Origin of the sequence: Paenibacillus gorillae, assembly GCF_000513275.1 — a bacterium.
In the GTDB taxonomy this organism is placed as follows: domain Bacteria; phylum Bacillota; class Bacilli; order Paenibacillales; family Paenibacillaceae; genus Pristimantibacillus; species Pristimantibacillus gorillae.
Genome location: NZ_CBVJ010000111.1, coordinates 1 through 24,622 on the forward strand (window position 1 = coordinate 1; position 24,622 = coordinate 24,622).

Annotated in this window: 25 protein-coding genes and 1 pseudogene; 7 read left to right on the forward strand and 19 right to left on the reverse strand. The window is 47.7% G+C overall.

The genetic code is table 11. From position 1 onward, the window contains the following. Positions 1-14: 14 nt before the first annotated feature. From TY10_RS21040 to TY10_RS21060, 5 genes are read right to left on the reverse strand one after another with little or no spacing between them, the layout of a single operon-like run. Entirely contained in the window at positions 15-1,352 is a 1,338-nt protein-coding gene (locus TY10_RS21040) for an LLM class flavin-dependent oxidoreductase (RefSeq protein ID WP_042167864.1), read from the reverse strand. Positions 1,353-1,367: 15 nt separating this feature from the next. Beyond that, positions 1,368-2,003, reverse strand: coding sequence for an ABC transporter permease (locus TY10_RS21045; protein WP_042167867.1), 636 nt, complete (start codon positions 2,001-2,003; stop codon positions 1,368-1,370). Positions 2,004-2,025: 22 nt separating this feature from the next. Further along, the gene (locus tag TY10_RS21050) at positions 2,026-2,988 is read right to left on the reverse strand and encodes an ABC transporter ATP-binding protein (protein WP_042167870.1); all 963 of its coding nucleotides are present in this window, start codon (positions 2,986-2,988) and stop codon (positions 2,026-2,028) included. Between the two features lie 11 nt (positions 2,989-2,999). Further along, positions 3,000-3,908 carry an ABC transporter substrate-binding protein gene (locus tag TY10_RS21055; RefSeq protein WP_042167871.1) on the reverse strand — a complete coding sequence of 303 codons (909 nt, stop codon included), beginning with the start codon at positions 3,906-3,908 and terminating at the stop codon, positions 3,000-3,002. A 20-nt stretch (positions 3,909-3,928) separates the two neighbouring features. After that, positions 3,929-4,561, reverse strand: coding sequence for an ABC transporter permease (locus TY10_RS21060; protein ID WP_042167874.1), 633 nt, complete (start codon positions 4,559-4,561; stop codon positions 3,929-3,931). Between the two features lie 236 nt (positions 4,562-4,797). Here TY10_RS21060 and TY10_RS21065 point away from each other — a divergent pair, with 236 nt between their 5' ends. After that, positions 4,798-5,220 carry an Lrp/AsnC family transcriptional regulator gene (locus TY10_RS21065; RefSeq protein ID WP_042167877.1) on the forward strand — a complete coding sequence of 141 codons (423 nt, stop codon included), beginning with the start codon at positions 4,798-4,800 and terminating at the stop codon, positions 5,218-5,220. Positions 5,221-5,334: 114 nt separating this feature from the next. Here the strand turns inward: TY10_RS21065 and TY10_RS21070 are convergent, their stop codons facing one another. From TY10_RS21070 to TY10_RS21080, 3 genes are read right to left on the reverse strand one after another with little or no spacing between them, the layout of a single operon-like run. After that, positions 5,335-6,285: an alpha/beta hydrolase gene (locus tag TY10_RS21070; protein WP_042167880.1), complete on the reverse strand. Its 951-nt coding sequence runs from the start codon at positions 6,283-6,285 to the stop codon at positions 5,335-5,337. Then, positions 6,278-6,682, reverse strand: coding sequence for a MerR family transcriptional regulator (locus tag TY10_RS21075; protein ID WP_042167883.1), 405 nt, complete (start codon positions 6,680-6,682; stop codon positions 6,278-6,280). Before TY10_RS21075 ends, TY10_RS21070 begins: the two co-directional genes overlap by 8 nt. Before the next feature lie 30 nt (positions 6,683-6,712). Continuing rightward, positions 6,713-8,155 (reverse strand): alpha/beta hydrolase family protein, encoded by a 1,443-nt coding sequence (locus tag TY10_RS21080; RefSeq protein WP_042167887.1) that lies wholly within the window; start codon positions 8,153-8,155, stop codon positions 6,713-6,715. A 183-nt stretch (positions 8,156-8,338) separates the two neighbouring features. Here TY10_RS21080 and TY10_RS32140 point away from each other — a divergent pair, with 183 nt between their 5' ends. From TY10_RS32140 to TY10_RS21090, 3 genes and pseudogenes are all read left to right on the forward strand, one after another. Beyond that, complete coding sequence (locus TY10_RS32140) at positions 8,339-9,838, forward strand: AraC family transcriptional regulator (RefSeq protein ID WP_272945316.1); 1,500 nt, start codon at positions 8,339-8,341, stop codon at positions 9,836-9,838. Further along, on the forward strand, positions 9,768-10,271 hold the full coding sequence (locus TY10_RS32145) for an ABC transporter substrate-binding protein (protein ID WP_272945317.1): 504 nt from the start codon (positions 9,768-9,770) through the stop codon (positions 10,269-10,271). Before TY10_RS32140 ends, TY10_RS32145 begins: the two co-directional genes overlap by 71 nt. A gap of 98 nt (positions 10,272-10,369) precedes the next feature. Then, positions 10,370-11,090, forward strand: a pseudogene (locus TY10_RS21090) (3-ketoacyl-ACP reductase). Positions 11,091-11,132: 42 nt separating this feature from the next. Here TY10_RS21090 and TY10_RS21095 read toward each other — a convergent pair. The 4 genes from TY10_RS21095 to TY10_RS21110 form a co-directional block, all read right to left on the reverse strand. Then, positions 11,133-12,326, reverse strand: a complete 1,194-nt coding sequence (locus TY10_RS21095) for a hypothetical protein (RefSeq protein WP_042167889.1) — start codon at positions 12,324-12,326, stop codon at positions 11,133-11,135. Positions 12,327-12,567: 241 nt separating this feature from the next. After that, the gene (locus TY10_RS21100; protein ID WP_052350685.1) at positions 12,568-13,434 is read right to left on the reverse strand and encodes a hypothetical protein; all 867 of its coding nucleotides are present in this window, start codon (positions 13,432-13,434) and stop codon (positions 12,568-12,570) included. After that, the gene (locus TY10_RS21105; RefSeq protein ID WP_162160658.1) at positions 13,427-13,960 is read right to left on the reverse strand and encodes an RNA polymerase sigma factor; all 534 of its coding nucleotides are present in this window, start codon (positions 13,958-13,960) and stop codon (positions 13,427-13,429) included. Before TY10_RS21105 ends, TY10_RS21100 begins: the two co-directional genes overlap by 8 nt. A gap of 190 nt (positions 13,961-14,150) precedes the next feature. After that, the gene (locus tag TY10_RS21110) at positions 14,151-14,513 is read right to left on the reverse strand and encodes a MerR family transcriptional regulator (RefSeq protein WP_420329423.1); all 363 of its coding nucleotides are present in this window, start codon (positions 14,511-14,513) and stop codon (positions 14,151-14,153) included. 116 nt (positions 14,514-14,629) lie between these two features. Here TY10_RS21110 and TY10_RS21115 point away from each other — a divergent pair, with 116 nt between their 5' ends. The 3 genes from TY10_RS21115 to TY10_RS21125 all read left to right on the forward strand — a co-directional run bounded on the left by TY10_RS21115 (position 14,630) and on the right by TY10_RS21125 (position 17,646). After that, the gene (locus TY10_RS21115; protein WP_042167894.1) at positions 14,630-15,268 is read left to right on the forward strand and encodes a nitroreductase family protein; all 639 of its coding nucleotides are present in this window, start codon (positions 14,630-14,632) and stop codon (positions 15,266-15,268) included. A gap of 230 nt (positions 15,269-15,498) precedes the next feature. Next, positions 15,499-17,145: a hypothetical protein gene (locus TY10_RS21120; protein ID WP_042167896.1), complete on the forward strand. Its 1,647-nt coding sequence runs from the start codon at positions 15,499-15,501 to the stop codon at positions 17,143-17,145. A 12-nt stretch (positions 17,146-17,157) separates the two neighbouring features. Next, positions 17,158-17,646: a hypothetical protein gene (locus TY10_RS21125; protein WP_042167900.1), complete on the forward strand. Its 489-nt coding sequence runs from the start codon at positions 17,158-17,160 to the stop codon at positions 17,644-17,646. Between the two features lie 80 nt (positions 17,647-17,726). On the opposite strand, the gene TY10_RS21130 is transcribed toward TY10_RS21125, so the two are convergent. The 7 genes from TY10_RS21130 to TY10_RS21160 form a co-directional block, all read right to left on the reverse strand. Further along, on the reverse strand, positions 17,727-18,041 hold the full coding sequence (locus TY10_RS21130) for a hypothetical protein (RefSeq protein ID WP_042167902.1): 315 nt from the start codon (positions 18,039-18,041) through the stop codon (positions 17,727-17,729). Positions 18,042-18,064: 23 nt separating this feature from the next. Further along, entirely contained in the window at positions 18,065-19,375 is a 1,311-nt protein-coding gene (locus TY10_RS21135; RefSeq protein WP_042167904.1) for a hypothetical protein, read from the reverse strand. A 66-nt stretch (positions 19,376-19,441) separates the two neighbouring features. Beyond that, entirely contained in the window at positions 19,442-19,741 is a 300-nt protein-coding gene (locus tag TY10_RS21140; RefSeq protein WP_238327847.1) for a BlaI/MecI/CopY family transcriptional regulator, read from the reverse strand. 144 nt (positions 19,742-19,885) lie between these two features. Then, the gene (locus TY10_RS21145; RefSeq protein ID WP_042167907.1) at positions 19,886-20,158 is read right to left on the reverse strand and encodes a barstar family protein; all 273 of its coding nucleotides are present in this window, start codon (positions 20,156-20,158) and stop codon (positions 19,886-19,888) included. Further along, on the reverse strand, positions 20,155-20,691 hold the full coding sequence (locus tag TY10_RS21150; RefSeq protein ID WP_238327848.1) for a ribonuclease domain-containing protein: 537 nt from the start codon (positions 20,689-20,691) through the stop codon (positions 20,155-20,157). The genes TY10_RS21145 and TY10_RS21150 overlap by 4 nt, the downstream gene beginning before the upstream one ends. A gap of 158 nt (positions 20,692-20,849) precedes the next feature. Beyond that, positions 20,850-22,406 carry an ABC-F family ATP-binding cassette domain-containing protein gene (locus TY10_RS21155; protein WP_042167910.1) on the reverse strand — a complete coding sequence of 519 codons (1,557 nt, stop codon included), beginning with the start codon at positions 22,404-22,406 and terminating at the stop codon, positions 20,850-20,852. A gap of 190 nt (positions 22,407-22,596) precedes the next feature. After that, complete coding sequence (locus TY10_RS21160; RefSeq protein ID WP_081735401.1) at positions 22,597-24,297, reverse strand: carbohydrate-binding protein; 1,701 nt, start codon at positions 24,295-24,297, stop codon at positions 22,597-22,599. Between the last annotated feature and the right edge of the window lie 325 nt (positions 24,298-24,622).

Below are 24,622 nucleotides of genomic sequence, written 5' to 3' on the forward strand. Positions count from 1 at the left end.
TTTATGTTTACATCCTAGTTCTGATAAGCCGGCAAAGGACGGCTTAACCCCAAGTGGTCGCGAAGTGTCGTTCCGCGATACTGGGTCCGGAACAAACCCCTCCTCTGCAACTCCGGTACCACCTCGTTCACAAACTCATTCAGCCCGCTTGGCAGCAGCGGCGGCATCAGATTGAATCCGTCGCATGCTTCCTGCCGGAACCATTCCTCCATCAGGTCAGCTAGTTGCCCAGGCGTCCCGACAAAGGTTTTGTGACCTCGCGCGCCAATGACACGCTGGCTTAATTGACGGATCGTCATTTCTTCCTTCTCAGCCAAACTAATGAGCATTTTAATCCGGCTAATTACCCCGCTTGTAGAGGTTGCAGGCAGAGGGATAGATGGCAACGGCCCGTCTAGATCATAGGAAGCTAGATTGAAATTCAATAAGCCGGATAGTTGAGCTACGGCCACATGAGGAAGCACCAGAGCGTCAAGCTCCTGCTGCTTTTCCCTCGCTTCTTGCTCGGTTGCTCCAAGTATCGGCGAGATGCCCGGCATAATTAATAGCTCATGTTCTTCACGGCCAAAGTCCGCCATTTGATTCTTCACACTTTTATAGAACACTTTGGCTTCCTCTATCGTCTGCTGCGCTGTAAATACAACCTCAGCGATGCTCGCCGCAAATGCTTGACCTGCAGGCGAAGAGCCTGCCTGAATGAGAACCGGATAGCCTTGCGGAGGGCGCGGCACATCCAACGGGCCTTTCACGGTGAACCAGTCACCCTTATAATTAATCTCCCTAACCTTATCCAGATCAGCATAAACACCGGATGCCTTGTCCGCCAACAGCGCCGTATCCTCCCAGCTATCCCACAGCTCCTTAACGACCTCAACAAACTCCCCAGCACGCTCGTAACGAAGCTCATGGGCAAGATTCGTTTCTCTGCCAAAGTTATGTGCCTCGGCCTCCGTACCCGTCGTTACGATATTCCAGCCGGATCGTCCCGCGCTAATATGATCCAAGGTAGCCAGCTTTCGGGCGGTGTGGAAAGGCTCATTATAGGTTGTGGAGGAGGTGGAGACCAATCCTATCTGTTCTGTAACAGCAGCCAACGCTGACAGCAAGCTGTAAGGCTCCAGCGCACCGCCTACATTATGCCCGATCGAAGATAGGCTCCTCCCTACAGCCAGCGCATCGGCGATAAACACCATGTCCAGCTTGCCTCTCTCTGCCGTTTGTGCCAGCTTGACTAACTGGCGAAAATCGATATTGCCTGTGGCATTCGCCTCCTGATGCCGCCATGCCGCTGCATGATGACCAGCGCCCAATAGAAATACACCTAAAGCCATATGTTGTCGCGAATTGCTCATTATGCATTCTCCTTATTAGAGGGAGACTTCCCCCTTCGCTCGCCGCAAAGCTTTGCGCTCCAGACGGAATAACAGCTGATTGCTCACAATAGCCATGCCAGATACAAGCAGCGCTCCCCAGATGATTTTGGCCGGATTATTCTGATATAAGCCATCAAACAACAGGACGCCAAGTCCGCCTGCATTGATCCAGGAAGCAATCGTGGCGATCCCGATCGTCGTCGTAATCGTCAGCCGGATGCCGCCAATAATGATCGGCAGCGCCAGCGGGAGCTCAATACGCCAAAATAACCGCAGCGAGCCTAGCCCCATTCCCCTGCCTGCTTCAATAATGCTCGGGTTGATCGACTTGAAGCCCGCAAGCAGATTGCGGACAAGGAACAGCTGGCTGTAGGCTATAAGGGCAATAAGGGCAGGTGTAATGCCTACCCCGACGAGCGGAACAAGAAAGGCGAACATCGCCATACTTGGCACGACATAGACGAGGCCTAATGCGGCTAGTACTGGAACCGTGAAGGCTTGAACCCGCAAGAGCAGAAGACTAACCGGAAGGGCAATGAGCAAGGCAATCACCAGCGTCGCCAACGTAAGGAAAATATGCTGAACGGTCAACAACAGCAGCTGATCGTAATGCTTGATTGCGTAGTCCATGTCTACACCCCCTTCCTGCCCCTCACACCTTCAGTTTCAATTGCTCCCAAGTGATGCTGCCAACGGGGGTCTCCTCTTCATCAACGACCCACACGACAGTCACTTCCGGCTGCAGCAGAAGCAGCAGCACTGACTTTAACGATGATTCCCGGCCAACTGCTCTTGCCACACCCTGGCTGCTCTCATTCGAAACAGAATCCAGCGGAATCATAGCATCCTCTGCCTTGATTAAATCCAATTGATTGAATTGATTGTCCGACTTAACCAGCTTCTGAACAAATTCATTGGCCGGACGGGCTAAAACTTCAAGCGGTGTATCGTATTGCTGAATCGTACCGTCATTCATCACAATAATCCGGTCACCCAGCTTCATCGCTTCCTGTACATCATGCGTTACGAACATAATCGTTTTATTCAGCTTCTTCTGAATTTGAATCATTTCATCCTGGAGCGACTCCCGGGTAATCGCATCGATCGCTCCAAAGGGCTCATCCATCAGCATAATGGCCGGATCGCCCGCCATAGCGCGGGCAAGACCAACCCTCTGCTGCTGTCCGCCAGATAATTGCGCAGGATACCGCTTCTTGAATGACTGCGGCAAATGGACCAGATCAAGCAAATAATCGATTCGTTCTTGAATTCGCTTGGGCGGCCATTTCAGAACCTTCGGAATGGTCGCAATGTTCTCCTCAATGGTTAAATGCGGAAACAAGCCAATCCCTTGAATGACATATCCGATTTGGATACGCAATTCATTCAAAGGCCATTTCGTTATCTCTTGGCCATTAATGAGAATACGGCCTGAGGACGGTTCGTGAATCCGGTTAATCATTTTGAGAAGTGTTGTTTTGCCGCAGCCGGACGCACCGAGAATGGTTACAAAGCTGCCCGCTTCGATTCTCAAATTCGTTTCATTAACAGCCGGCTTAGCCGCTTTCGGAAAGGTTTTGGTCACCTCATTAAATACAATCGCATCTTGACTCATGGGCGCTCATCCTATTTCTTCAAAATACCTGCCTCTTGCAGGAACTGCTTCGCCACGTCCGTATATTCCTGTTTGTTAATATCTACCTCGGCATTCAGCTTTTGCAGTGTCGCTGTATCCAGCTTGGCCGATACTTCATTCAAGATGTCATCGATGCCTTTGTTTTTCTCCAGCACATCGGCTTTAATAACCGGCGCTACATAGTACGGAGGCCAGAAATGCTTATCATCCTCAAGGAGAACCAGATTAGGCTTCGTTAATTCTCCATCCGTTGTGAAGGCTACTGTTACATCCGCCTCATTATCATGCAGGGCACGGTACTTCACGCCAGCATCGAACAGCTTCACGGATTTAAATTCGAAACCGCCATAAGCCTGCTTCAAACCCTTCAATCCGTCCTCGCGGTCTTCAAATCCGGTTACAGCCGCCAGTCTAAGCTGAGGTGCCAGCTCCGCTAATTGCGATAGTGTCTTCAGGCCATACTTGTCGGACACTTCCTTCGTCACCGTCAAGCCTTGCGAGTTGTTGGCTTGAGTCGAAGCCAGCCACACCAGATTAAACTGATCCTTATATGCTTTGGACACCGTGTCATAAACGGCTTGCTGATCGGATTGCTTCGGCAGCTTCAAGATCGAGAGCAGCGCCGTTCCTGTATATTCCGGATAAACGTCGATATCACCCTTCACAATCGTTTCATGCGCCAGTAAACCGGCGAGCTTGAATTTGCGATTTACTTTGTACCCGGCATTCTCTAGCGCAAGCGAATAAGCTTCCGATAGGATAAAAGCTTCTGTAAAGTTTTTGGAGCCGACATTAATCGTTCCTTTACTAGCTGAACCCGAACCGCCGTTTCCGCATGCCGATACAACCAGAGACAGGAGCAGGATGACGCTTGCGATTATAATGGATTGATTTTTCATTTGTTGCTAACCTCCATAAATTATTTGGGCCATGCGGACCACTTCTCCACCACAGACAATACAATTTCAATGCCAACTGCAAATATCGTAATCGGAATGGCACCGGCCAATACGATTGCAAAATCATTAATGCTTAATCCATTAATAATGAAAGTGCCAAGTCCCCCACCGCCAATAAAAGCAGCAAGCGTTGCACTGGCGGTAACCTGCACAGCCGATGTTTTTGCCCCGGTAATGATTAGAGGCAATGCTAGAGGAAGCTCTATACGCCTCATAATCCGCGCCTCGCCCATCCCCATCCCTGAAGCCGCCTCCAGAATGGCGCTGTCTATATTTCGAAAGCCTAGATACGTATGGATCAGAATCGGCGGACATGCCAGCAGCGTCAGCGCCACGAGAGACGGCGTAAACCCCGTACCTAGAAAGGGCATGATCGCAACCAGAACGGCAAGACTGGGAATAACCCGCAATGTATTGAAGAGATTCATAATGGGAGCCGCGAACTTTGCTTTTTTGGCACATAGAATGCCAAGTGGCACGCAAAGCACAATGCCGATCATAAATGCCGACAAACTCAGCACCAAATGAACTCTCGATTCTTCCATAAACCGTTCCTGATTATCGGCAATATATTGGATAATCTCGTGCAGCATCTCCTGGTCATCACCTCCATCAGCAGTAAAGATCGCTGTCAGGACAAGCTTTCATTGACATTATAGAAGATAGGATTTAAAATTCACATATGAAAAACAAAGTAATTCAACCCTTTTACTAAGGTATTATAAAAAGTTGATTGAATCCTCTTTATTTGATTTGAACACTTCATTCAAAAGCACAGGAATTGGAATGAGGCAGCAGGACTTCAATTGAATGGAAAGGGAGAATCGAGATGGATGATACGGACGTAAAAATATTGAAGATGCTGCAGGAGAATGCGCGGTATTCGATGACCGAGCTAGGAAAGCAGGTTGGGCTGACACAGCCCGCTGTTACGGGGCGAGTCCGTAAACTCGAGGAGCAGGGGACGATATCGGGCTATAAGGCGCAATTGAACCCAAGCAAAATCGGCAAGACAGTCAAAGCCTTCGTCATGGTCCAGACTCAGCATTGCAAAGCCTTCAGCGAGCATTGCGCGAACGAATCTGATGTCGTGGACTTGCATCGCATTAGCGGGGAGTATAATTATCTAGTTAAAGTCATGACGGAGTCGATTGAGAAGCTGGAGGCCTTCACGGCAAGCTGCACGAAGTTCGGCTATTTCCAGGTGATGGTCGTTCTCTCCTCTCGAATCGAGCATAATCATAATTTTTGAGCAATACGATTACAAGAACAAAAGAGCAGCGCTTTGTCTCCATGTCATTAAACCTTAACCTAATGACAGGTAGCTTCGTCTCTGCTCTTTTTTGCTTAGCCATTTATTATCCGATTATTGCTGCTCTACTTTTTTCAAAAAAGAAAGCACGGCAGCATTCAACTGATTCAGCCCCGGCTGCTCGATCGGGAAATGACCGGCACCTTGTAGAACGACATATTCTTTGTCTCCTTTTATACGATCATAGAAAGGTTGACTGAAGCGTTGCGGCGTCATAGGATCTATCTCCGGATGTACCAGCAGTACCGGGCAAAGATCGAATTGTTCGGGCTTCAGTTCCGGACTCCGATTCAAGAATGTTCTTAACAATCGTAAAGGAATTTTGGTGCCCGCCGCATGGGCATCATTCATAATCAGTCTGGTCAATTCGGCATTATTTGAAATCAGATTCATCCGGGACACATGATTAACCGAGATCGCAAGCGAATCGAGCAAGTAAGGAAGCTTGTCCATACAAAACTTCCCCCATCGGCTAATCAGTATGTTCGGAGCCAGCTGGTCCCGAAACTTAGCATCGCTCGTATCGACAAACGTCGTTGCGATTAGCCCTTTGACCCGCTTGCTTTGGACGGCAGTATGGTAAGCCAGCATTCCGCCTATACTGCTGCCAAGCAGCACGATAGGCTTGCCGTCGCGCTTCAGCTCCGCGTCAATCAATTCAGTGAGAATATCAATCCACAGCTGGTAGTCCACTGACTTTGCCGACTCGGCATAGCTTAAGCCATAAGGCGGCATATCCGGGGCAACGACCTCATAACCGCTGTTGTGGAGGCTTCGTGCATAAGGGGCCAGCAATCGGCCATTCCCGCCAGCTCCGTGTATGAAAATAATTTTTAATTTGGCCTGCGGAGCCGGCATCCGATCGAGATGGATATGGACATTCTGCCAAGTCATCCATTCTTCCGCAGGCAACTGATTCTCCGTTAACTGCATCTCTTCGGGAAAAAACGGCTGATATTGCTTCCAGTAGTGTACCGTGTGATTATAGGTTTGAAGCTTACTCATGAATTTGCTCATCCTTTATACGAAACAATCGCATATAATCTTTGATTTCATTAGCAGGCGTCTGCAGCAGTCCAGCCAGCATCGACTGCATGGCTTGCAGCGTTTCAATCTTCTCGCCTATCTCGGAAATTTTATTTCGTACCAATTCCTTCAACGCCTCTTCTTCCATATCAGTACTAACAATTTGCAGCCCATCTTGAATTTCCTTGAGCGAATAGCCTAATGATTGGGCGTCTTTAATAAAGATGAGCTTGACCACATAATCATTCGAGTACATGCGATAACCGTTAGCTGCCCGCTGGGGAGCAGGCAGGATGCCGCTCTCTTCATAGTACCGGATGGCCGCTTTGCTCACTCCGGATAATTTCGCAAGCTCACCGCGAGTTATGCCCTCCATGCCCGCTCACCCTTTCTTATTGTATAGAAATTATGTTTTTTTCTTCGTATAGGACTCGTCAAACTTCACCTCGGGATATTCGGAGGATGGCCCCTCCAGAAGCTTCTGCGGCTCACCCTTCAAATAATGGTCGAAGAACGCTCTCGTATAGGCTCTTGTAATATCAATGTTATGAAAAGCGCTCATCTGTTCCGTAAACAGCGAAGGTGACAGGAGTGCGATGTCCGTAAAACTTTGATGGATAAAATGATCGACGATCAAATAGTAGGTATCGTTCGTGCTCTTGGTCATGACCGCATCTAAATCCGGGTAAAATTCCGGGTAAAACACCTTATCCTTCTCCGCCGTCGACGGATCCAGACTTTTAGCTGTGCCTCCCGTCAAAATATACATAAACGGCTGCTGCACGCCGGTATGGGCGACCTCTCCCCAAAACCCGCCTTCAAGACTAAGGCCCGCTTTGAACCGGCTATCCTGCGCAAGCGCCTCTGCCGTCGTTGCCCCGCCATAGGAATGTCCGAATATACCAACTCTCTCTAGATCAAGCTTGCCCTCGAATAACTGGTCAGGATCCTTCATGTTCCACTCCGTAAGCGTATCGAGTACAAACCTAGCATCTTCTGCTCGGATGCCTACACCTTTGACGTTATTCTCGTATAGTTCCGCCGATGTCGCGAATTCCGGCTCCGGTTGATATAGCGCGACATGTCCGTCAGAGAAAGATACCTTCGCAGATGTATACGGATGGTCTATCCCTACGACAATATACCCGTGACTGACCAATTCCTCAATCGCCGTCATACTCTGGAACCGAGTGGAACGAACACCAGGAGAAAATAACACGACCGGATAGCTGCTCTCCGTCTCAGACAACGCCGCCCCTTCCACAACATGCGTTGGAATAGCTGTTACATAACTGAACAGCTGCTTCGGTATGCCGAACACCAAGCTGATCGCTTCCCCCAGCTCCGAAGGATAATGCTCCTTCGGCTTGCCTGCTGCTTGATTCCGATCCACCGGGTACCAGACATTAATCAAGAGCTGCCGTTTGTCACTGGGATCGGTGCTCGATATTTCATCGCGGGATTCATCTGTAAGCTGCCTGGAAACCGTCCCGATCGCATAGCTGCCAGTAGGCTCTGGCATCGTGAAGACCGGCAATAGCATGCTGAAATACACCGATACGCCCGAGAGCGCCACTACAAGGATAGACAGCAGGCTTTTTTTCACCAAAGATTGCGGTCCGCTATCCGATTTGATCAGCCTGCGAATGAATAAGATAACAAGAACTAATGCCACTGCATAGGCCGGAGTCATAACCAAGCGAAGTTGATCCATTATGCCATGCAGCAATACCGTCCCAGCTACCATGACCAATAGTATCGCATCTAACTGCCTAACCCTTTTTCCAAATAGGATTCCAGCCGCCGCGGCCAAAATTATTACAATAATCATGACCTCTAATCTCGTCATTATACTATACCTCCATCTTCATCTCTGCAGAATACAGCATAAACGTTGAAGTATACTGCAAGGTCAAGCTTTATAATCTGTTTCTAATAGACGCGATGCGACCAGCGCTATCATTGACAATGGGTATCTTCTATAATTATAGGTATTAAAAGACGCACGAAGCGAAAAGGCAGGTTTCAGGCAATGGACATGCACGATCATATCAGGTTATGGGAACAGGCATATTGCAAAATAATAGACGTTCGCCGGATCACCTTGCAATCCCATGAAAATCTATGCAGCTACGTTGTGCCAGCCAGCCTCTTTATCCTGTCTATCCGTGGAAATGCGCAAATCATGCTAGACGGTACGGCGTACCAATGCCGGCGCTTTAAAGTGTTCCATGCCGGAAAAGGCACTGTACTCGATATTCACGCTGGCGAAGATGGACTGGCGTATTATGCTGTCTATTATAAAGGAAGCATACCACCTCCAGCGCGGCAGAGTCTGATTGATATGGCAGGACGAATCCGTCCCTTTCACATACAGTATAGCTTCTCCCCTGCACTGCCTGGACCCCTGTATCATGGTTTGACAGAGATACACAAGAAATGGAAGCAGGCAGGCTCCCTTAGCAGATTGCATGTAAAAGCGTTATTTCATACTTTTGTCCACGAGCTCCTGAATCAGATGCAAGAGCAAGGCCTCAGGCCGGAGAAGCGTGATTTAGCTGCCCAGATTATCGCTATTATTCATGAGCGTTATGCGGAAGCCATCACTTTGGAATCTCTTTCTGAGAGTCTGAACTACAGCGTGGCCCATCTTTCCTCCTATTTCAAAAGCCGGACAGGCCTTAGCCCTATCGATTATTTAATTAAAGTACGAATGAACAAGGCAGCTGAGCTGCTGATCGAAACCGATGCCAACCTGAGAGAAATCGCGCTTGGCATCGGCTATCAAGATCCATTTTACTTGGGAAGGATGTTCAAAAAGCATAAGGGGGTTTCACCGACTCGCTACCGGACAGACCACTTGGCAAAGCGCAGCTTGGAAGATAGTCCTTCCACGAGCATGAGATCCTCCATTGTCTCTCTCGAACCGCTCCGCTATACTGATGTCGATGATAATCATTATCAACGTAATGGAGAGGAAGAATTAACGATGTTTAGACATTCTAGACCGCCGATGGCGGCAGCTTTACTTTTCAGCTTCATACTGTTGTTGAGCGCCTGCGGTGCAGGGAATATAGCGGAGACGCAACCTACCCAAACCCCTGTGGAGACGGCCCCTGCTGTTAATGAGCAACCGCAAACCAAAACCATATCGACCGTCCTCGGTGATGTTGAGGTTCCGCTGCATCCGAAACGTGTAGTCGCTGGCGAATATTTAGGGAGCTTAATTGCACTTGGTGTTATTCCTGTCGGAACATCCAACCATCATATTCAAAATCCTTATTTCAAAGAGGCGCTGGAAGGTGAAGGTGTAACCGATTTAGGAGAAGGAAATGGCGATCTGGAGAAAATTCTGGAGCTTGCGCCGGACCTTATTATTATGGATGACACCTATATCGAGCTGAACGAACAGCTGTCCAAAATCGCTCCAACCGTCGTTATTCCTTTTGCATCTTTAAACGGTGCACGAAGAGCTGGACTATTTCGGCAAACTGCTAGGCAAAGAACAAGAAGCCCAAAATTGGCTAGCTGATTATGACCAGCGAATTGCTAAAGCGAAAGAGACGGCTCTTAAAGCCGTTCCGGCTGGCAGCACGTTCTCTGTTCTGGAGTGGATCGGCAAAGAAGTATCCGCAGTAGGCGCAAGCTACGGCAAAGGCGGACAGCCAATCTACGAAGGTTTTGGCTTTAAGCCGCCCGCAGCCGTAGCTCAAGAGATGATTGATCCAGGCTGGGCCTCTCTCTCCAATGAAGTTTTGCCGAAATACGCGGGCGATTATATCATTCTGACAACCGATCGCACGATAGAGGATCTCAAAGCCGATCCCATCTGGAAATCATTAGATGCCGTCAAAAATGACAGAGTGTTTACCTGGACCTCCGACCGTTCCTGGTATTGGGACCCCATTGCTATCCTTGCCCAGACGGAAGAGCTAGCGGCGTGGCTAGACGGGATTAAAAAGTAAAGATTTGCATGCTCTGCCCGCGGCTTGCTTTGCATTCGGACATCCATCATACTGAAACATGTACCGAATGTAAGGCAACAGCGGAAGGAGAGATTTTCATGAATCTGCAACATAAAACAGCCATCATTACCGGGGCGGGCAAAGGAATCGGCAAAGCAACTGCCATTGCATTGGCGAAGGAAGGCGTGCATCTGGGACTAATTGCAAGAACAGCTAAGGATCTAGAGGTGCTTCAAGCTGAGCTTGCACAGGAGTACGGCGTTCAAGTTCACATCGCGACAGCCGATGTTGGTCATATAGAAGAAGTTAATACAGCGGTATCCGAGCTGATTGGTCACCTTGGCTCTGTCGATATCCTCATTAACAATGCGGGAATCGCTCAATTCCAGACCCTGCTCGATATGGAGCCTGGACAATGGGAGCAAATTATTCAAACCAACCTGATGGGCACTTATTACGTGACCCGTGCAGCGCTTCCGACGATGATCGAGAAAAAAAAGCGGCAGTATCATTAATATTGCTTCAACAGCGGGCGAGCGAGGTTTCGCTACAGGCTCCGCCTATGTTGCATCTAAGTTTGCCATTATGGGATTAACGGAATCTCTCCTGCAGGAGGTTCGTAAATTCAACATCCGCGTGACTGCTCTTACACCAAGCACGGTGAATACCGATCTTGCAGCGCAAGCCGGGTTGAAAATCGGGGATGAGGATCGCATGATGCAATCCGAGGATGTAGCGGAGTTGATTGTTGCAGCACTCAAGCTGCCAGAGCGCGTGTTTATTAAAACAGCGGGGATTTGGACGACAAACCCGCAATAAGATGAAACCCCCTCCGGTTGTGATGGAGGGGGTTTTTTTTACTTATAGATTGATAACTCCAATATACAATTGTTTCTGGTCTGAGGGCAGTGAGAAGAGCGCGAAGAGACGAGAGCTGTCAGGCGCCCAGCGACATAGGCTGATGTACATATAATCCTCCGTTAACAGCTTCGTACCGTTTCCATCATCATTAGCTGTAGCGATTCTTGTACCCTTAACGATATCATCTATGCTTTCCCCTATTGCTCCAAGCAAATAGGCTATCCGACTGCCGTCTGGAGAAGGCTGAATTTGCGAGGGACCAAACCGGCCGCTCCCCTTTTCACCTATATAATAGTGAATTCTTTCAGTTGAGCTGTCTGATGTTTCCTTTTTCAAACGTGAGTACTCATCCAGATCGGCAGGCCAAGCAACCTCGGATATGACCTGACCCTCCGAGCCATATAAGCTGAACTTCCCTTCATCACTAACGAATAGCCGTCGGGACACTGATTCGACAAAGCTGTTCAAATATTCATATTCGTAAGTATTGACGATTTGCCGTTCCTTGCCGCTTTCTAAATTTACGATTTTCAAAGCGACAACGTCGTCAAAGCCGTTATGCGCTAGAAGAGACACACCGGGTTCCAGCCATTCTATCCTGCCCCAAAAGCCTTTGTCGTAGGGTAAAATACTAGATTTACCGGAAGCGATATCGTATCGGGCAAGCTCATAATAAGGGCCAGCTCCGTCGCCAATTTGTTCCCCCGTATCATGTAAATAAATAAAACCTGAAGAATCTGGAAGCCACAGAGGCTGAGAATCCTTCGCTCCAGTTCTCCACTTCTCGGTTGTCCCTGTTGGCGTAATAATACTTCCGATGTTATCACCACTATAGCTAACCGACCATTGGCCATCCGGGCTTGCATAGCTAGTACCTATATGCGAAACAAGTACACCGCTTGCCAGTTTGTATGATCGATTCACTGATTGTTCCGCATCATAGGTTTCCCATTCAACATGATCATTTACCCAACGCAAACTATACTTGTTCATTGATTCAGTGCCGCTTTCCCATACAACGGTCGACAGACCCGATTGCATATTCATGCGGATTATGGACTCCGAATCATCGTCATTTCTGGCCAACAGTATAACTTCGTCCGAGCTGATCGCGATCATATTCTCATAGTCGTATCCATCTGAAGGAAGTTTTAGTACGTTAGAATAATTACGTTGCAGCAGGGTATTTGTCATTACATCCGACTCCACCCGCTCTTCTGGAGTAGCTAAGGGAACAGTAGAAGACGTAGCCTCAAGCACAGGCTGCCGTTCCTGTGGATACGAATTGCCCATACAGGAAGTTATTGTAGCTGTAAGTGCTAGGACTAATGCTGCCTTCAATAATTTATTTAACAAGCGCCCTCACCCCATCGATTAACAAATACTTACATAATCGTAGACGCTTGGAATGCATAGATGTTGCATGCTTTAACACTTATTTACTCACCAAACTAGCCGTAACGACCGTTTGCCGCTTTTCATTGTTGCTGACTTTGACCTTAATGACCTTCTTGGTCTGATTGCCCTGCCGGTCTGTGATGATGATTGTAATCTCATCCTCCCTAAGCTTCTCCGGATAACCTTCCAATTGAATATGCCCAATACCGTCATTACCGGCAGCCAGTTCTGTTTTCTCTTTTACATTCAGATCTGCCGGCTCTTGTCCCACTCCCAGAAAATGCGAATAGTTATCTTGCACTGCCCATTTGTGCATATTCCATGCAGTCCAGCGGTACCAAATGTTCCCATAGTCTTTGAATGTATCGTCAAAAGTCATCGTCATCTTCTTATCATACAGAAGACTGAAATCCGCTATCGAAACTTGCCGCTCTTCATCGAATTTCTGATAATATTCTATATTCCAATACTTCTCATGCTGCGTCTTCGTCCAGTCTACAGCGTAAAGGTACTCATTCTTAGTAGACAATTCTATTTTTGCAATATCCTTGCCATCGATATAAAATTCCAGGCCAGGCCGGGCATCGACGTAGCTTACCGTTGTGGCGTTTTCGTCAGACTTGTTCTCATTATCCAACAATTTGAACACAGGTCCGTCTGCCCCGATTCTCACGTTAATGGCATAGACCGTTGTTTCTCCTCCGAATGGGATACTTAGAAAAACGACAATTGCAATCAATACAACACAGACGGCCGATAACACCAATCTAATGCGCCGTCTTTTTGAGAGCTTCGCTTGCACCACCGGCTGCTTCCCATTCAAAATATGCGTCTTCATTCTCTCCTTTTGTTCCTCATCCGGCGTCATACTATCAAATAATGAACCTAACTCCTCTCTATTCATGCAGATCATCTCCTATCTCCAATTTGAGTCGCTTTCTAGCATTTCTCATCTGCGTTTTCACTGTGTTAGTATTCAGCTTCAGCATGTTAGCAATCTCTGCTACCTTGTAACCTTCGTAATAATGAAGATACAACATCAACCTGTATGTAGAAGGAAGCTTACGAAGTTTGTCTGCCAGATCGTGACTTAGAGAAGTGTCCATACCTGTCTGTTCAATTGAATAAGCATCTAGATCAACGACTTTTTTCCTCCACCATTTACGCAGTAAATCACGACAATGGTTTTGAGCAGTAACAATTAACCATGCTTTCTCATGTTCGGCATCAGCAAATAACTTGCCGCTCTCCATCAGCTTTATAAAAACAGATTGGACCGCATCCTCCGCGTCCTGTTTGTTCCCCATAAGCGAGAAGCATACTCGATACACGACATTAACGTGACGATCGTATACGGCATTAATTGTATGGTCTGCTTCCATAGTAAACTTATTATCTTCAGATCGTTTTTGCATGAATATCAAGGACATTATCACCTGCCTCATCCCCCTTTCCTTCATAACACGATAAAAGGGATCAAATGGTTTTCTTTACATAAAATATTTCCTCAGGAAGTTGGCTGCTTTGGATTATATTGTAGATGATATTACCAAAAAAGAAACGAAGGGCAAGGAGTCACCCTTAAGGTAACCCTTGCCCTTCGCTTTTTCTAAATAAGCCCTAACACTTCGTTTGAAAATTCGCCTTCCCTTCCAAGACGGCATATAAAAATTGCTTCGACTTGCTGAGGCGCTTCTGGACATCTTCAATTTCTTGGATTTTTTGCTCGACTATTTTTTTCTTAACCTCGTAGGATAAATTCAGCTCCTGATTAACCAGCAAGCTTAACTCCTCTATAGAAAAGTCCACGGATAACAGTGCCTTCACATCATTCAAAAACTCAACGATCTCTTCCGCGTAAATACGATAATTATTTGCATCTCTTGTCACGAATGTATCTGGAATCAAGTTCTTACGCTCATAAAATCTCAAAGTAGATATAGGCAGCCCCGTTAATTTTGACACCTCATTTATTTTCATCATTGGACCTCCCCTTCTTCATTTGCTATAAACCTAGGTTTATAGTTCATAATGCGATTATGATAACGAACGACATCTATAATGTCAAAACTTCAATGTTATCAAAAGGAGAGATTCGAATGTTTAGCCGTATTCAGAATAATGATTTTACCAATATCGTCAAAGACCGTCGTTCGGTGCGTCATTATGATAAGAACGTTAAAATATCGCGGGAAGAACTCAGCGAGATTATTACGGAAGCCAGCTTAGCTCCGTCCTCTGCCAATATGCAGCCTTGGCGTGTCGTTGTCGTAGATACTCCTGAAGGGAAAGAAAAGCTGAGACCGCTTGTGCGTTTCAATACCGAACAAAACGATACTTCATCAGCTATGCTGCTTATTTTTGGAGATACGGACAGCTATTTGAATGTTGAAGATATTTATAATACCGCTGTGGAACAAGGAAAAATGCCAGCTGAAGTACGGGATCGCCAAGTCCCAACCATTTTATCGATGTATCCGACCTTGCCGAAAGAGCTCAAAGTTGAAGTGGCAAAAGTCGATAGCAGCCTCTTTGCGATGCAGCTCATGTTAGTAGCTCGCGCACATGGATATGATACGAATCCAATGGCAGGCTTTGAAGTGGATCAAGTAGCAAAGGCATTTGATCTGGATGAAGAGCGCTATGCGCCAGTAATGATCATTTCAATAGGAAAAGCCGCTGTAGAAGGACATGAGTCTGTTCGTTTAAGTGCTGATCGAATTACATTCTGGAAGTAAGTATTTATCCGTGGTCTAACAATATCCCTCTCTAGAAAAACAGCCGTGCAAACTGTACCTCCTATGATGACTAGGGTACTGTTCATACGGCTGTTTTTCCGTCTCTCCCACCCCGCTATCAAACATCTTAATTCTGTGCAAAACAATAGTGCTAAAGCATTGGGTTTATGCTACGATGTCTGTGACTAGTAGTACGGAAGTTTTATTCCATTGCGCAGAAGGGGATACCGATGCCCGAACCAGCCAACCATTCGCAGCCGTCCAAATCAAACGCTTCAAACGCTCCTGCTCAGCGTGCTTCAAGCGCACCTGAATCTACAGCAGCGGGATTGTCCTTACCGAACCTGAGACAAGGAAACATGTCCCCTGCCGAGATTATGCAATTACAGCGTTCTGTAGGCAACCAAGCTGTCAATCAAATGTACAGCAGCCGAAGTGCCTCCTCCTCAAGACCTCCCGTTCAGAGGCAAGGCATACGGGCAAGCAATCTTTTTCAATCAACGGAAACGCCAGCCCGGTCGTCACAGCCTGCTAGTGCAAGTGCAGCACCTGCTGCTGCACAACCTCCTGCTAGAGCGATTCCAACACCGCAAATTCCGGGAGATTTACAAGGAAAAGGCGGTTATTCGCAAGTATATAGCTGGCTGAGGCAGCAGGCGCACGCATCCAAGAAGTCCGGATTGTTCAGCTTCTTCGATTCCCTCCAGCCGCAACAGAAGATGAGCGCTATTCGCTCGATGGCAGGCAATCCCCGGAATATCACCGTTGACGCCGTCAAGAAGTCGATGATGACCGGGATTTTCTCCAAGTCGGTCGATTGGGACAAGTTCTCGGTCATTAGCCGTGAGACGAAAAAAATGGATACGAAAAACTACAACGCCGACCAGGATCGCGATTACGCCAGCTACACGGCAACTGGCACCTCTGCAGCAGCAGGAGGTGTCTCCGGCTCAGCCACAATCAGCAAGACACTGGGAGCTAGCGGAGCAGCAGGTACGGCACTTGTTGCGGCTCCAATAGCTGGAGGACTTAGCGGTTTTGCATCCGTCTCACAGATCTATAACGCTACGCAGAACTACGATGAAGCACTCAGTACAGCTGGCAAGGCAAGTCTTGTTGCTGGAGAAGGAGCGAGTGGTACAGCCGATATTGCGAGGTTCACCGCCAGCTCGGTCAACGGCGTCCGGGAAGCAGCCGGCATGGCTGTGAATGGTGCGGCTACCGTTGCGGCAGGCGCAGGCGCTATTGTAGGCGGGGCAGCCTATATGGTCGGCGGAGCAGCCGGATATGTCGAGAGCGGCCGCAATGCGAAGAAGCTCGGCCAGCTTGAGCAGCAGCTTGGCGAACGTGCAGGCGAGGCGGAGACGGATCAGAAGCTGCTGGCAGCCAGTCTTGGACGGTCGACGCAAGAAATGAACAAATCAAAAAGCGGGGCGACAGCAGTCAAAGGCGCAATGATGATCGCAGGTGGAGCCGTTCTTATTGCCGCAGCCGCGTCACCGGCAGGCCCTATCCTCCTTGCACTCGCCGCCATTCTGGGCGGTGTCGCGGCCATCGTGAAGTTCTACAGAAAGTATAAACGGAAAGAAGCATTTGTCGACAAGGCGCTCAAAGTTGAGGAAGCGATGGCTTTGCCTGCAAACAAAGACATCCCTAAGGATCAAGTCCGGCAAGCGCTGCTTGAGAAAAATGGCTTTAATAATGTAGGGCAATGCTATGCGCAGCTCGTTACCGATCTGGCTGGCATGCTGTTCGAAAGCGGCGTCAAAGGTGATGATGCGGAGAGCCGACAAATTATTGAGGGTATCGGTTTGAAGATCGACAAGGCGAAGCAGAAACCAGGCAAAGACTTGATCGCCAAAAAACTGCATACATAGAGGAGCATAGCCATGACAGACTCATCATCATTCGCTTACTCTGTTTTATCCAAATTGCTCGATTATTATCAGTCCCATCAAATTACTGCAAAGCTGGCTGAGCCGGATGAAGCCTCTCCTTATGCCTCGCTTCTGCTTCGATTCGAGGAGATCGGCTCCCGTAACGATTCACTCGTGATTGAAATGAGCTTCATCCCCGGCTTGGAGGAATTGGAGCAGGAAGGCATCTATCTGCTTCAGACGTTTGTTGTACTAAGGGAACAGACCACGCAAGCCAACTACCAAGCGCTGCTTCATATTTGCGCCAGCCTCAACCTTACCCTTCCGATTGGCGCCTTCGGCGTATTGGAGGGCGGCGGCGCACTTTATTTCAAGCATAATGCGATGCTGAGAAGCAATTGGCTGGACGATGAACAAGGGCTGCTGCATCTCGACCGGACGAATGCGCTTATACTCCACCAGCTCCATCAGTTTATCGATATGCTTGTTGCAGAAGCATAAAAGAGGAACAGAGCAAGGATGCCGCGGCATCCTTGCTCTGTTTTTATTTTATAGATCCTGGCCAAGTAGCGCTTATTTTTCTACTTGTTTGTATATTTAATAATGTCCTCTATATCGTTCGAGCTTACCAGCAATTTCCTCGACTTCATTTTCACCAATATATACTGATGATCGGTATGAAATTCTTCTTGCTCGTCCTTCCAAATTCCATAGGATACAGCATTGACTTTTAATCTTTGTGCTTCCTCTTGAGTCAATTCATTAGTGCCCGTAACAAGCAGCAATTTTTTTTGATTGGTATGATAGCTCTCAATTGAAGTGACAGCACTGAAGAAGACAATGAAGCACGCAACGGTAATAATAAATAGATAGTTGAACTTGATCGATTTTTTCACATTTTCACCTACCCTCATGGCTTCTAGCTTAATGAAATTTGACCCTTTTTATAAATAATATCCGAAACAAACTCACTCTTCCCTATTTGAAAATTCACAAATCCATCCATGCCGGCAGGAAAGATTGCTGTAAATAGCGACAGGCTGCCATCCAGATTATTGGTGATTAACAAATCGCCATTCTGATATACATAGTCAAAGTTTACGACTCGTTTAGCTGCCGGATCGAAATAAGCGGCATGAGAACGGTGAAGCCCCGAACCCCATGAATAGGTAAAGTAAAGCTCCGATCTGCCATCGCCGTCAAGGTCAGCAAGCGACAGACTCGTTACGCCAAAGCCTCCGAACCACTCACCGAGCGGATAGACGACTCCCTCATATAACAGGAATGATGCAGCCGATTTATCATATTTAAAAATCATGTAATCAGAGTTTTCCCTGATAAAATCCGGCGTTATATTATAGCAGGTGTCGTTATCATAACCCGACTCAAAATTCTGTTGAAGCGCTAGAAAATCAGCCGTATTATTCGAGGTTCCGGCTATCGCCGCAGGTTTTACCGCTATCTTCTCTTTCGTTTTATTGATTTTATAGATGCTCCAGAAGTAATGGCTCTTTTGTGTATTGACGCTGTCATTATGTATTTTCGCCAGCCATAATTCGCGATCCAGAAGATACAGCCGATATGCCGGAGAATCGGAAGGATCCGTCAGTGTATACTGATAACGCGCTTTGTACGAAGCAATATCCGGAACACCGATATCCGCCATTATAAAATCATCTTTGAACTTCTGTTCGTCTACTGTTGTACGCTTGAAGTAGGCTTCTATTCTTTGCTGATTGCCTGCTTCATCTGTAATAATAAGCTCGTTTTCAGTTATTGTGTAATATTCCTTGTACCCCTTCATCGGAATAAAGGAGCTGAGCGGATTCATATAAATTAGTTGGTCAAAGCTATAGGTGCCGTACATTCCTCCTGTCTCCTCCTGCTCCTTATTCGCAATTGGATTGACGGAACAGGCAGCTATCAGGGCTATACAGGTCAAAGAGGATAATACCGCTGCCCATCTTTTCGGTTCCTTAAGGTTTAAAATATGAGTGACACGCTCCCGAACATTCGTCGCTTCGAAGGCAAGCGGACCAACTGACGGAAAGCGGCGATTAGCTGCAAAGGAAAGCAGCGACGTGCAGTATGCCTTCCGCTCACGCGCCCCGATCTTCGACAGCACTTTTTCATCGCAGCTCATTTCCATGAGCCGAAAGAAGAGTACAGCAGCAATCACATAAGTTCCCGTTACGCTCATGTTGAACACCTTCAAAAAGAGCGACTCCATGCTCATTCCTCCTTGTGCGCATCGATCAAATGCTTCAGCTCGTCTGCTTCCTTCTCAGAAATAGTTTTATTGCCGAAAAACCGAAACGAGAAACTGCGGCAACGAGCCCTCGAAGGCACGCTCGATAAAATGCTCGCTCTCATAGGCCTGCACCCGCTCTTTCGGGACGACCGCTTCCACTATCGTATCCTTATTTTTCACTAGTCCCTTTTCACACATTTTTCGCAGCACGGTATAGGTTGTAGGCTTCTTCCAACCAAGCTTATCGGCGCATAATGCTACCAATTGTCCAGATGCCACCGGCTCGTTCTCCCATACCACCATCATAAAACGATAATCACTTTCACAAAGCTTTAAATTGCTCATTTTGTTTTCTCCTAACGGGTTTATGATCATAAACCAACACACTTAGTTTATAACTACAAACCATTAATTGTCAATTTATTCCTGTTAAAATACAAAAGGTCTGAGCCCGGCATCACACCGGACTCAGACCTTCAATTTATACAATTATGGATTAACTACGTATTCGAACGTTATATCCTCATATTGATCAGCCGCATCTTGAAAAACTTCCACGATGCCAGAGTAGCTGTCATGCTGCTCAGAGTCAGCGATCCATCTGATCTCCAGCGGCAGCGGCAAATGTCCGGTGACACAATCCCACAGTGCGTCCAGATTTCCGCCGTACCATTCAGGCAAGCTAAGCTCCTGCTTCAACCAGTCATGCACGTTCCCGAAGCGCTCGGCTTCCGACTGCTTCAGTTCTATAACCTTGCTCATTCGCGGATACTCCCTTTCTTCGTAATATCCGTAAACGATTTATAATGATCCGTCGTCATATAGATCAATCCATCATTGGAATAGAGAATCCGGTCCGCTCCGCGCGACCCCTTCTTATAATTGATATCGGCTTCATACCATATTCTGTTCTTCTCCTTGGGCAGCAGCCCTTCCCTATTGCCAAAACGGTCGCCTCCGATACTTTTGCCCGGCGCTACCTGATTCAGATTCCCTTTGGATGCCACCCAACCAAGCTGCTCGGCTTCCTTTTTCGTAACATAATTATCCGGGAGCTTATGATGCTGCCGTACATAATCCGATACCCCTTTAAAGCTGGTAAGCGGAGCTTTGGATTGTGATTGAGACTGAGACTGCTGCTGCTTTTGCCCCGTGTCAGCGGAACTGGAAGGCGGATTGATTTCATTTAACGATAAATTTCCACAGCCCGTCAGTACAATGACTAGCATGACCATCATCGCTGCCAGCAGTGAACGTGACCAGTTGCCCATTCGCTTCATACCTGCACCAAACATCGTATATCCCCATTTCTTATAACCAATTTTGCAAAATCACAGCGCACACTTGCGCCATCGTCCTTTATTAACCACCCTAACCATACACCGCATAAAAAATACACCGCCAATTGCCCTCGGCGATGTATTTAACAGGAGCAGCGGCTTAAACCCTTTTTCTATCCAAGGCTCTGCATCGACCAAGCCTCTACATCCCACGTTTTGGTTACCCAATCCTCATAAAATTCAGGCTCGTGAGAGACGAGTACGACTGTACCTTTATAAGCAGTCAGCGCCCGCTTCAGCTCTGCTTTGGCAACGACATCCAAATGGTTCGTCGGCTCATCGAACAGTATCCAGTTGCTTTCCCGCATCATCAATTTGCACAGGCGCACCTTCGCCTGCTCCCCGCCGCTGAGCTGATTCAGAGCACGGGTAATATGCTCATTCTTGAGACCGCAGCGAGCCAGCGCAGCCCGAACCTCATGCTGATTCATAAAGGAGAACTCATCCCATACGTCCTCAAGCGGTGTCATCGTTGGTGCTTTCGCCTCTTGCTCGAAGTAAGCTGGCGACAAATAATCGCCGAGATAAGTCTTGCCGTCAAGCGGAGGAACGACGCCCAGAATCGTCTTCAGCAGCGTCGATTTGCCAACACCATTGCAGCCTACGATTGCAATTTTATCGCCCCGTTCAATGACCATATCCATCTTAGGAAGAAGCGGCTTATTATAGCCAATGACCATTCCATCGGCTTCGAATACCGTCTTGCCGCTGGATCGGGATTCCTTAAAGCTGAAGGTCGGCTTTGCCGCTTCCTCCGGCTTATCGATACGATCGATACGGTCAAGCTGTTTCTCACGGCTCTTCGCCCGCCCGGAGGTTGAAGCGCGTGCCTTATTTTTTTGAATAAACTCTTCCTGCTTCTTAATATAATCCTTTTGCTTCTCGTAAGCGTCGATATGCTGCGCTTTGTTGAGTGCGGACATTTCCAGGAACTTGTCATAATTGGCGGTATAACGCGTCAACTTCGTAAATTCAAGATGATAAATGACGTTAACAACTTGATTCATAAAGCTCGTTTCATGAGAAATAAGAACAAGCGAAAACGGATAGTTTTTCAAATAATTCGTCAGCCAGTTGATATGCTCTTCATCCAAATAGTTGGTAGGCTCATCAAGCAACAAGACGCCCGGTTTCTCAAGCAGCAGCTTCGCCAGCAGAACCTTAGTCCGCTGTCCGCCGCTAAGCGCGGTGACGTCGCGGTCAAGGCCGATGACATTCAGACCTAGACCATTAGCCATCTCATCTACCTTGACATCGATCAAATAGAAATCGCCAATCTCAAGCTCCTCTTGAATTTCACCCATGCGCTCCAGAAGCTGCTCCAGCTTATCAGGATCGGCATCGGCCATTTGAGCCGTAATATCGTTAAGCTCCTCTTCCAATACGAGCAGGGGTAAAAAAGCATCCTTCAATACGTCCCGGATAGTTTTGCCCGCTTCAAGCTTCGTATGCTGGTCCAAATAGCCATAACGAACACGAGGTGTCCATTCTACTTTGCCTTCGTCCTTCAGCAGCTTGCCGGTCAAAATATTCATAAGTGTCGATTTGCCCGTGCCATTCGCGCCAACAAGCCCGACATGCTCTCCCTCAAGTAAACGAAAGGATACATTTCGAAACAATACCCGGTCGCCAAACGTATGCGATAATTGCTCAACAGTCAATAAACTCATTTTTTTCTATATCTCCATTCCTATATGCGCCTAATTAAAAGAATTGCTGGCTCAATTTGCTCGTATCATTGTAACACAAAAATGTTAATCCATTATTTAATGTATGTAAGTTTCCCTGGAATGCGAAAGGAGCTGCCTCTCCAGCCGCTTACGCAGCCGGGAGACAACCCCTTACCCATTGCTTTAAGGATTACTGATGACTTGTCGGATGCTGTGCAGTTGCCGGAATTTGACCCTTGAGCATCCGGTTGATGTCACCGGTCAGTCTCAAGTAGAAATCCGACGATACAGCAACGCCATCTGCATTCAGCGTCAAGAAATATTGGTTAGCCGGAATCATGGAAGAATTCTCGGCTGCCTTAGCGATGGCTGTGCCCTCATCGTATTCGTCGAACATTGCGACGTAAGCGGTATTAATGCCTAAGCTTTTAACATTGTACGCTTGCCGCCACATGAAATCGCCGTGCAGCCGCGGAATTTGGTTCTGCGGACCGCCATGCAGGTTGAACCAGGAGAAGCCTGGCCACAGCACCGGCTGATAAGCGATGCCCAATTGATTCGTCATAGCCAGATCCTGCTGCATAAAATTGTTTTTGAAGTGATCCGCGCCAGCTTCGCCGCTGAAACGGCCCACATACCAAGGAGACAGCATGTCGAAGGATTGATACACGCTCAAGAAGCCCGTTTTGGAATCCTCAACGCCGGTTCTCCAGTAAGTTGGCACACCGCCAATTACGTATACGTTTTGATCCTTGAACCATTGAATAAGTCCAGATGCCTCTGCCGCCGTACCCGGCCGGTCAGTAAAGCCAATACCCCAAATATTGACGACAGTCTTCCCGTTTTGCTTCGCGTAAGCGGAAGAGGAAGTCAGGTTCATACCGCCCTGGATCTTATTCGTCCAGTCCGATTTGATATCGTTGACCCATGTACTAGAGTTCATGCCTGTAATGTCATACATTACGTAAAACTTCCGGCTATAGCTCTCTGCCGCATTTTTCACCTTAACGGCAACGCTGTCCCGGTTCGTACGCCAGTTATCCGGTGTAGTACTCGCACTAGCGCCAAACCGCTGCAAGGCTGCACCGTCAATGTTATACGTCTGCATCCACTCGAAATGCTTGTTGACCGTTTCTTGGTCATAGGATGAGAACAGCTTCGCCTGCTGTCCGTTATTCAGATTTTGCAGGTTGGTCTGGTAAAGCTTCGAATACTCTCTGAGGTCAGGATACAGATCAAAGTTGATGTTGCTGCCTGTACCTGGCGCAGAGCTGTTCTTGGACCAATGGATCCAGCCTCCGTTCGGAGATCCGTCACCCGTAGCATTGAACCAGCCTTGATAGCCCGCAAATACTTTACCCACGACATCTCCGCCTGTAGGCTGCGGCGTGGATGGATTAAAGCGGAACCAATTGATGTTAAACAAATTGCCCGCTCCTCCTGTAAATTTCAGGAACAGTGTCTGTACGCCAGTCGGGTTGCCGCTAACGGCACAAGTCACCGTCGTCCAGTTCTGCCAGCCGCCTGTACCCGGTACCGTACAAGTCGCTGCAAGCGTACCTGTCAGGCTACCCAATCGCACTTCAATAGCGCCGCCGCTGGCATTGCTCGCCACTCGTGCATTGAAAGCGCTTGCACCAGTTCCGAAATCAACACCATCGAATCGGATATAATCCCCATTGTCGATAAACGCAACATTCTGTCCGCCCTCGCTTGAAGCTTCCAGTTGTATACCGGATTGCGCATTATAGCTGGACGCTGCTGTCTGTGTGAATGCGGATGCTGCCAGCGCGGATGACGGCTTCAATGCCATCGTTACCAGCAGCAACGCCACAATTAGCACTGCGGCTAACCACTTTTTGTAGACTTGATTGTCTGATGCATGAATCATTTGTATTCCTCCTCGCTTTTAATAAGTGCATGCTTGCATAGCGTAGCCTAATCTAGCTTGTCCTCCGTTTCCAAACGGCTGTCCGATTCCCCTTTCTTTGCAGCCCCGGTCTATCCGCCAATATCTGACGGCATTCTTCACCTGTCGCCCGAAATCATACATAATCTATGCGAGTGAGCCGACAACTGCCGGGATCCTGTCATTATCATGTTCGTACATATTTCGCCAGAGGTATAGGAGACGATCTTGACTTTTACAGTCGAATAATATCCAGATTTTTGAATTCGGAGAAAAGAGCTTTCCAGCCATGTATTCAGATAAAATA

Excerpts from the sequence above, each read along its gene's own strand:
- TY10_RS21050 (WP_042167870.1), bottom strand. The coding sequence starts at position 2,988 with ATGAGTCAAGATGCGATTGTATTTAATGAGGTGACCAAAACCTTTCCG.
- TY10_RS21100 (WP_052350685.1), bottom strand. The coding sequence starts at position 13,434 with ATGAATAGAGAGGAGTTAGGTTCATTATTTGATAGTATGACGCCGGAT.
- TY10_RS21095 (WP_042167889.1), bottom strand. The coding sequence starts at position 12,326 with ATGACAAATACCCTGCTGCAACGTAATTATTCTAACGTACTAAAACTT.
- TY10_RS21060 (WP_042167874.1), bottom strand. The coding sequence starts at position 4,561 with ATGCTGCACGAGATTATCCAATATATTGCCGATAATCAGGAACGGTTT.
- TY10_RS21080 (WP_042167887.1), bottom strand. The coding sequence starts at position 8,155 with ATGACGAGATTAGAGGTCATGATTATTGTAATAATTTTGGCCGCGGCG.
- TY10_RS21070 (WP_042167880.1), bottom strand. The coding sequence starts at position 6,285 with ATGAGTAAGCTTCAAACCTATAATCACACGGTACACTACTGGAAGCAA.
- TY10_RS21155 (WP_042167910.1), bottom strand. The coding sequence starts at position 22,406 with ATGAGTTTATTGACTGTTGAGCAATTATCGCATACGTTTGGCGACCGG.
- TY10_RS32140 (WP_272945316.1), top strand. The coding sequence starts at position 8,339 with ATGGACATGCACGATCATATCAGGTTATGGGAACAGGCATATTGCAAA.
- TY10_RS21075 (WP_042167883.1), bottom strand. The coding sequence starts at position 6,682 with ATGGAGGGCATAACTCGCGGTGAGCTTGCGAAATTATCCGGAGTGAGC.
- TY10_RS21120 (WP_042167896.1), top strand. The coding sequence starts at position 15,499 with ATGCCCGAACCAGCCAACCATTCGCAGCCGTCCAAATCAAACGCTTCA.
- TY10_RS21105 (WP_162160658.1), bottom strand. The coding sequence starts at position 13,960 with ATGTCCTTGATATTCATGCAAAAACGATCTGAAGATAATAAGTTTACT.
- TY10_RS21160 (WP_081735401.1), bottom strand. The coding sequence starts at position 24,297 with ATGATTCATGCATCAGACAATCAAGTCTACAAAAAGTGGTTAGCCGCA.
- TY10_RS21145 (WP_042167907.1), bottom strand. The coding sequence starts at position 20,158 with ATGAGCAAGGTTATAGAACTGAAGCAGTCGGAAGCCGAGCGCTTCGGG.
- TY10_RS21045 (WP_042167867.1), bottom strand. The coding sequence starts at position 2,003 with ATGGACTACGCAATCAAGCATTACGATCAGCTGCTGTTGTTGACCGTT.
- TY10_RS21115 (WP_042167894.1), top strand. The coding sequence starts at position 14,630 with ATGTTTAGCCGTATTCAGAATAATGATTTTACCAATATCGTCAAAGAC.
- TY10_RS21150 (WP_238327848.1), bottom strand. The coding sequence starts at position 20,691 with ATGTTTGGTGCAGGTATGAAGCGAATGGGCAACTGGTCACGTTCACTG.
- TY10_RS21135 (WP_042167904.1), bottom strand. The coding sequence starts at position 19,375 with ATGGAGTCGCTCTTTTTGAAGGTGTTCAACATGAGCGTAACGGGAACT.
- TY10_RS21065 (WP_042167877.1), top strand. The coding sequence starts at position 4,798 with ATGGATGATACGGACGTAAAAATATTGAAGATGCTGCAGGAGAATGCG.
- TY10_RS21040 (WP_042167864.1), bottom strand. The coding sequence starts at position 1,352 with ATGAGCAATTCGCGACAACATATGGCTTTAGGTGTATTTCTATTGGGC.
- TY10_RS21140 (WP_238327847.1), bottom strand. The coding sequence starts at position 19,741 with ATGAGCAATTTAAAGCTTTGTGAAAGTGATTATCGTTTTATGATGGTG.
- TY10_RS21055 (WP_042167871.1), bottom strand. The coding sequence starts at position 3,908 with ATGAAAAATCAATCCATTATAATCGCAAGCGTCATCCTGCTCCTGTCT.
- TY10_RS21125 (WP_042167900.1), top strand. The coding sequence starts at position 17,158 with ATGACAGACTCATCATCATTCGCTTACTCTGTTTTATCCAAATTGCTC.
- TY10_RS21110 (WP_420329423.1), bottom strand. The coding sequence starts at position 14,513 with ATGATGAAAATAAATGAGGTGTCAAAATTAACGGGGCTGCCTATATCT.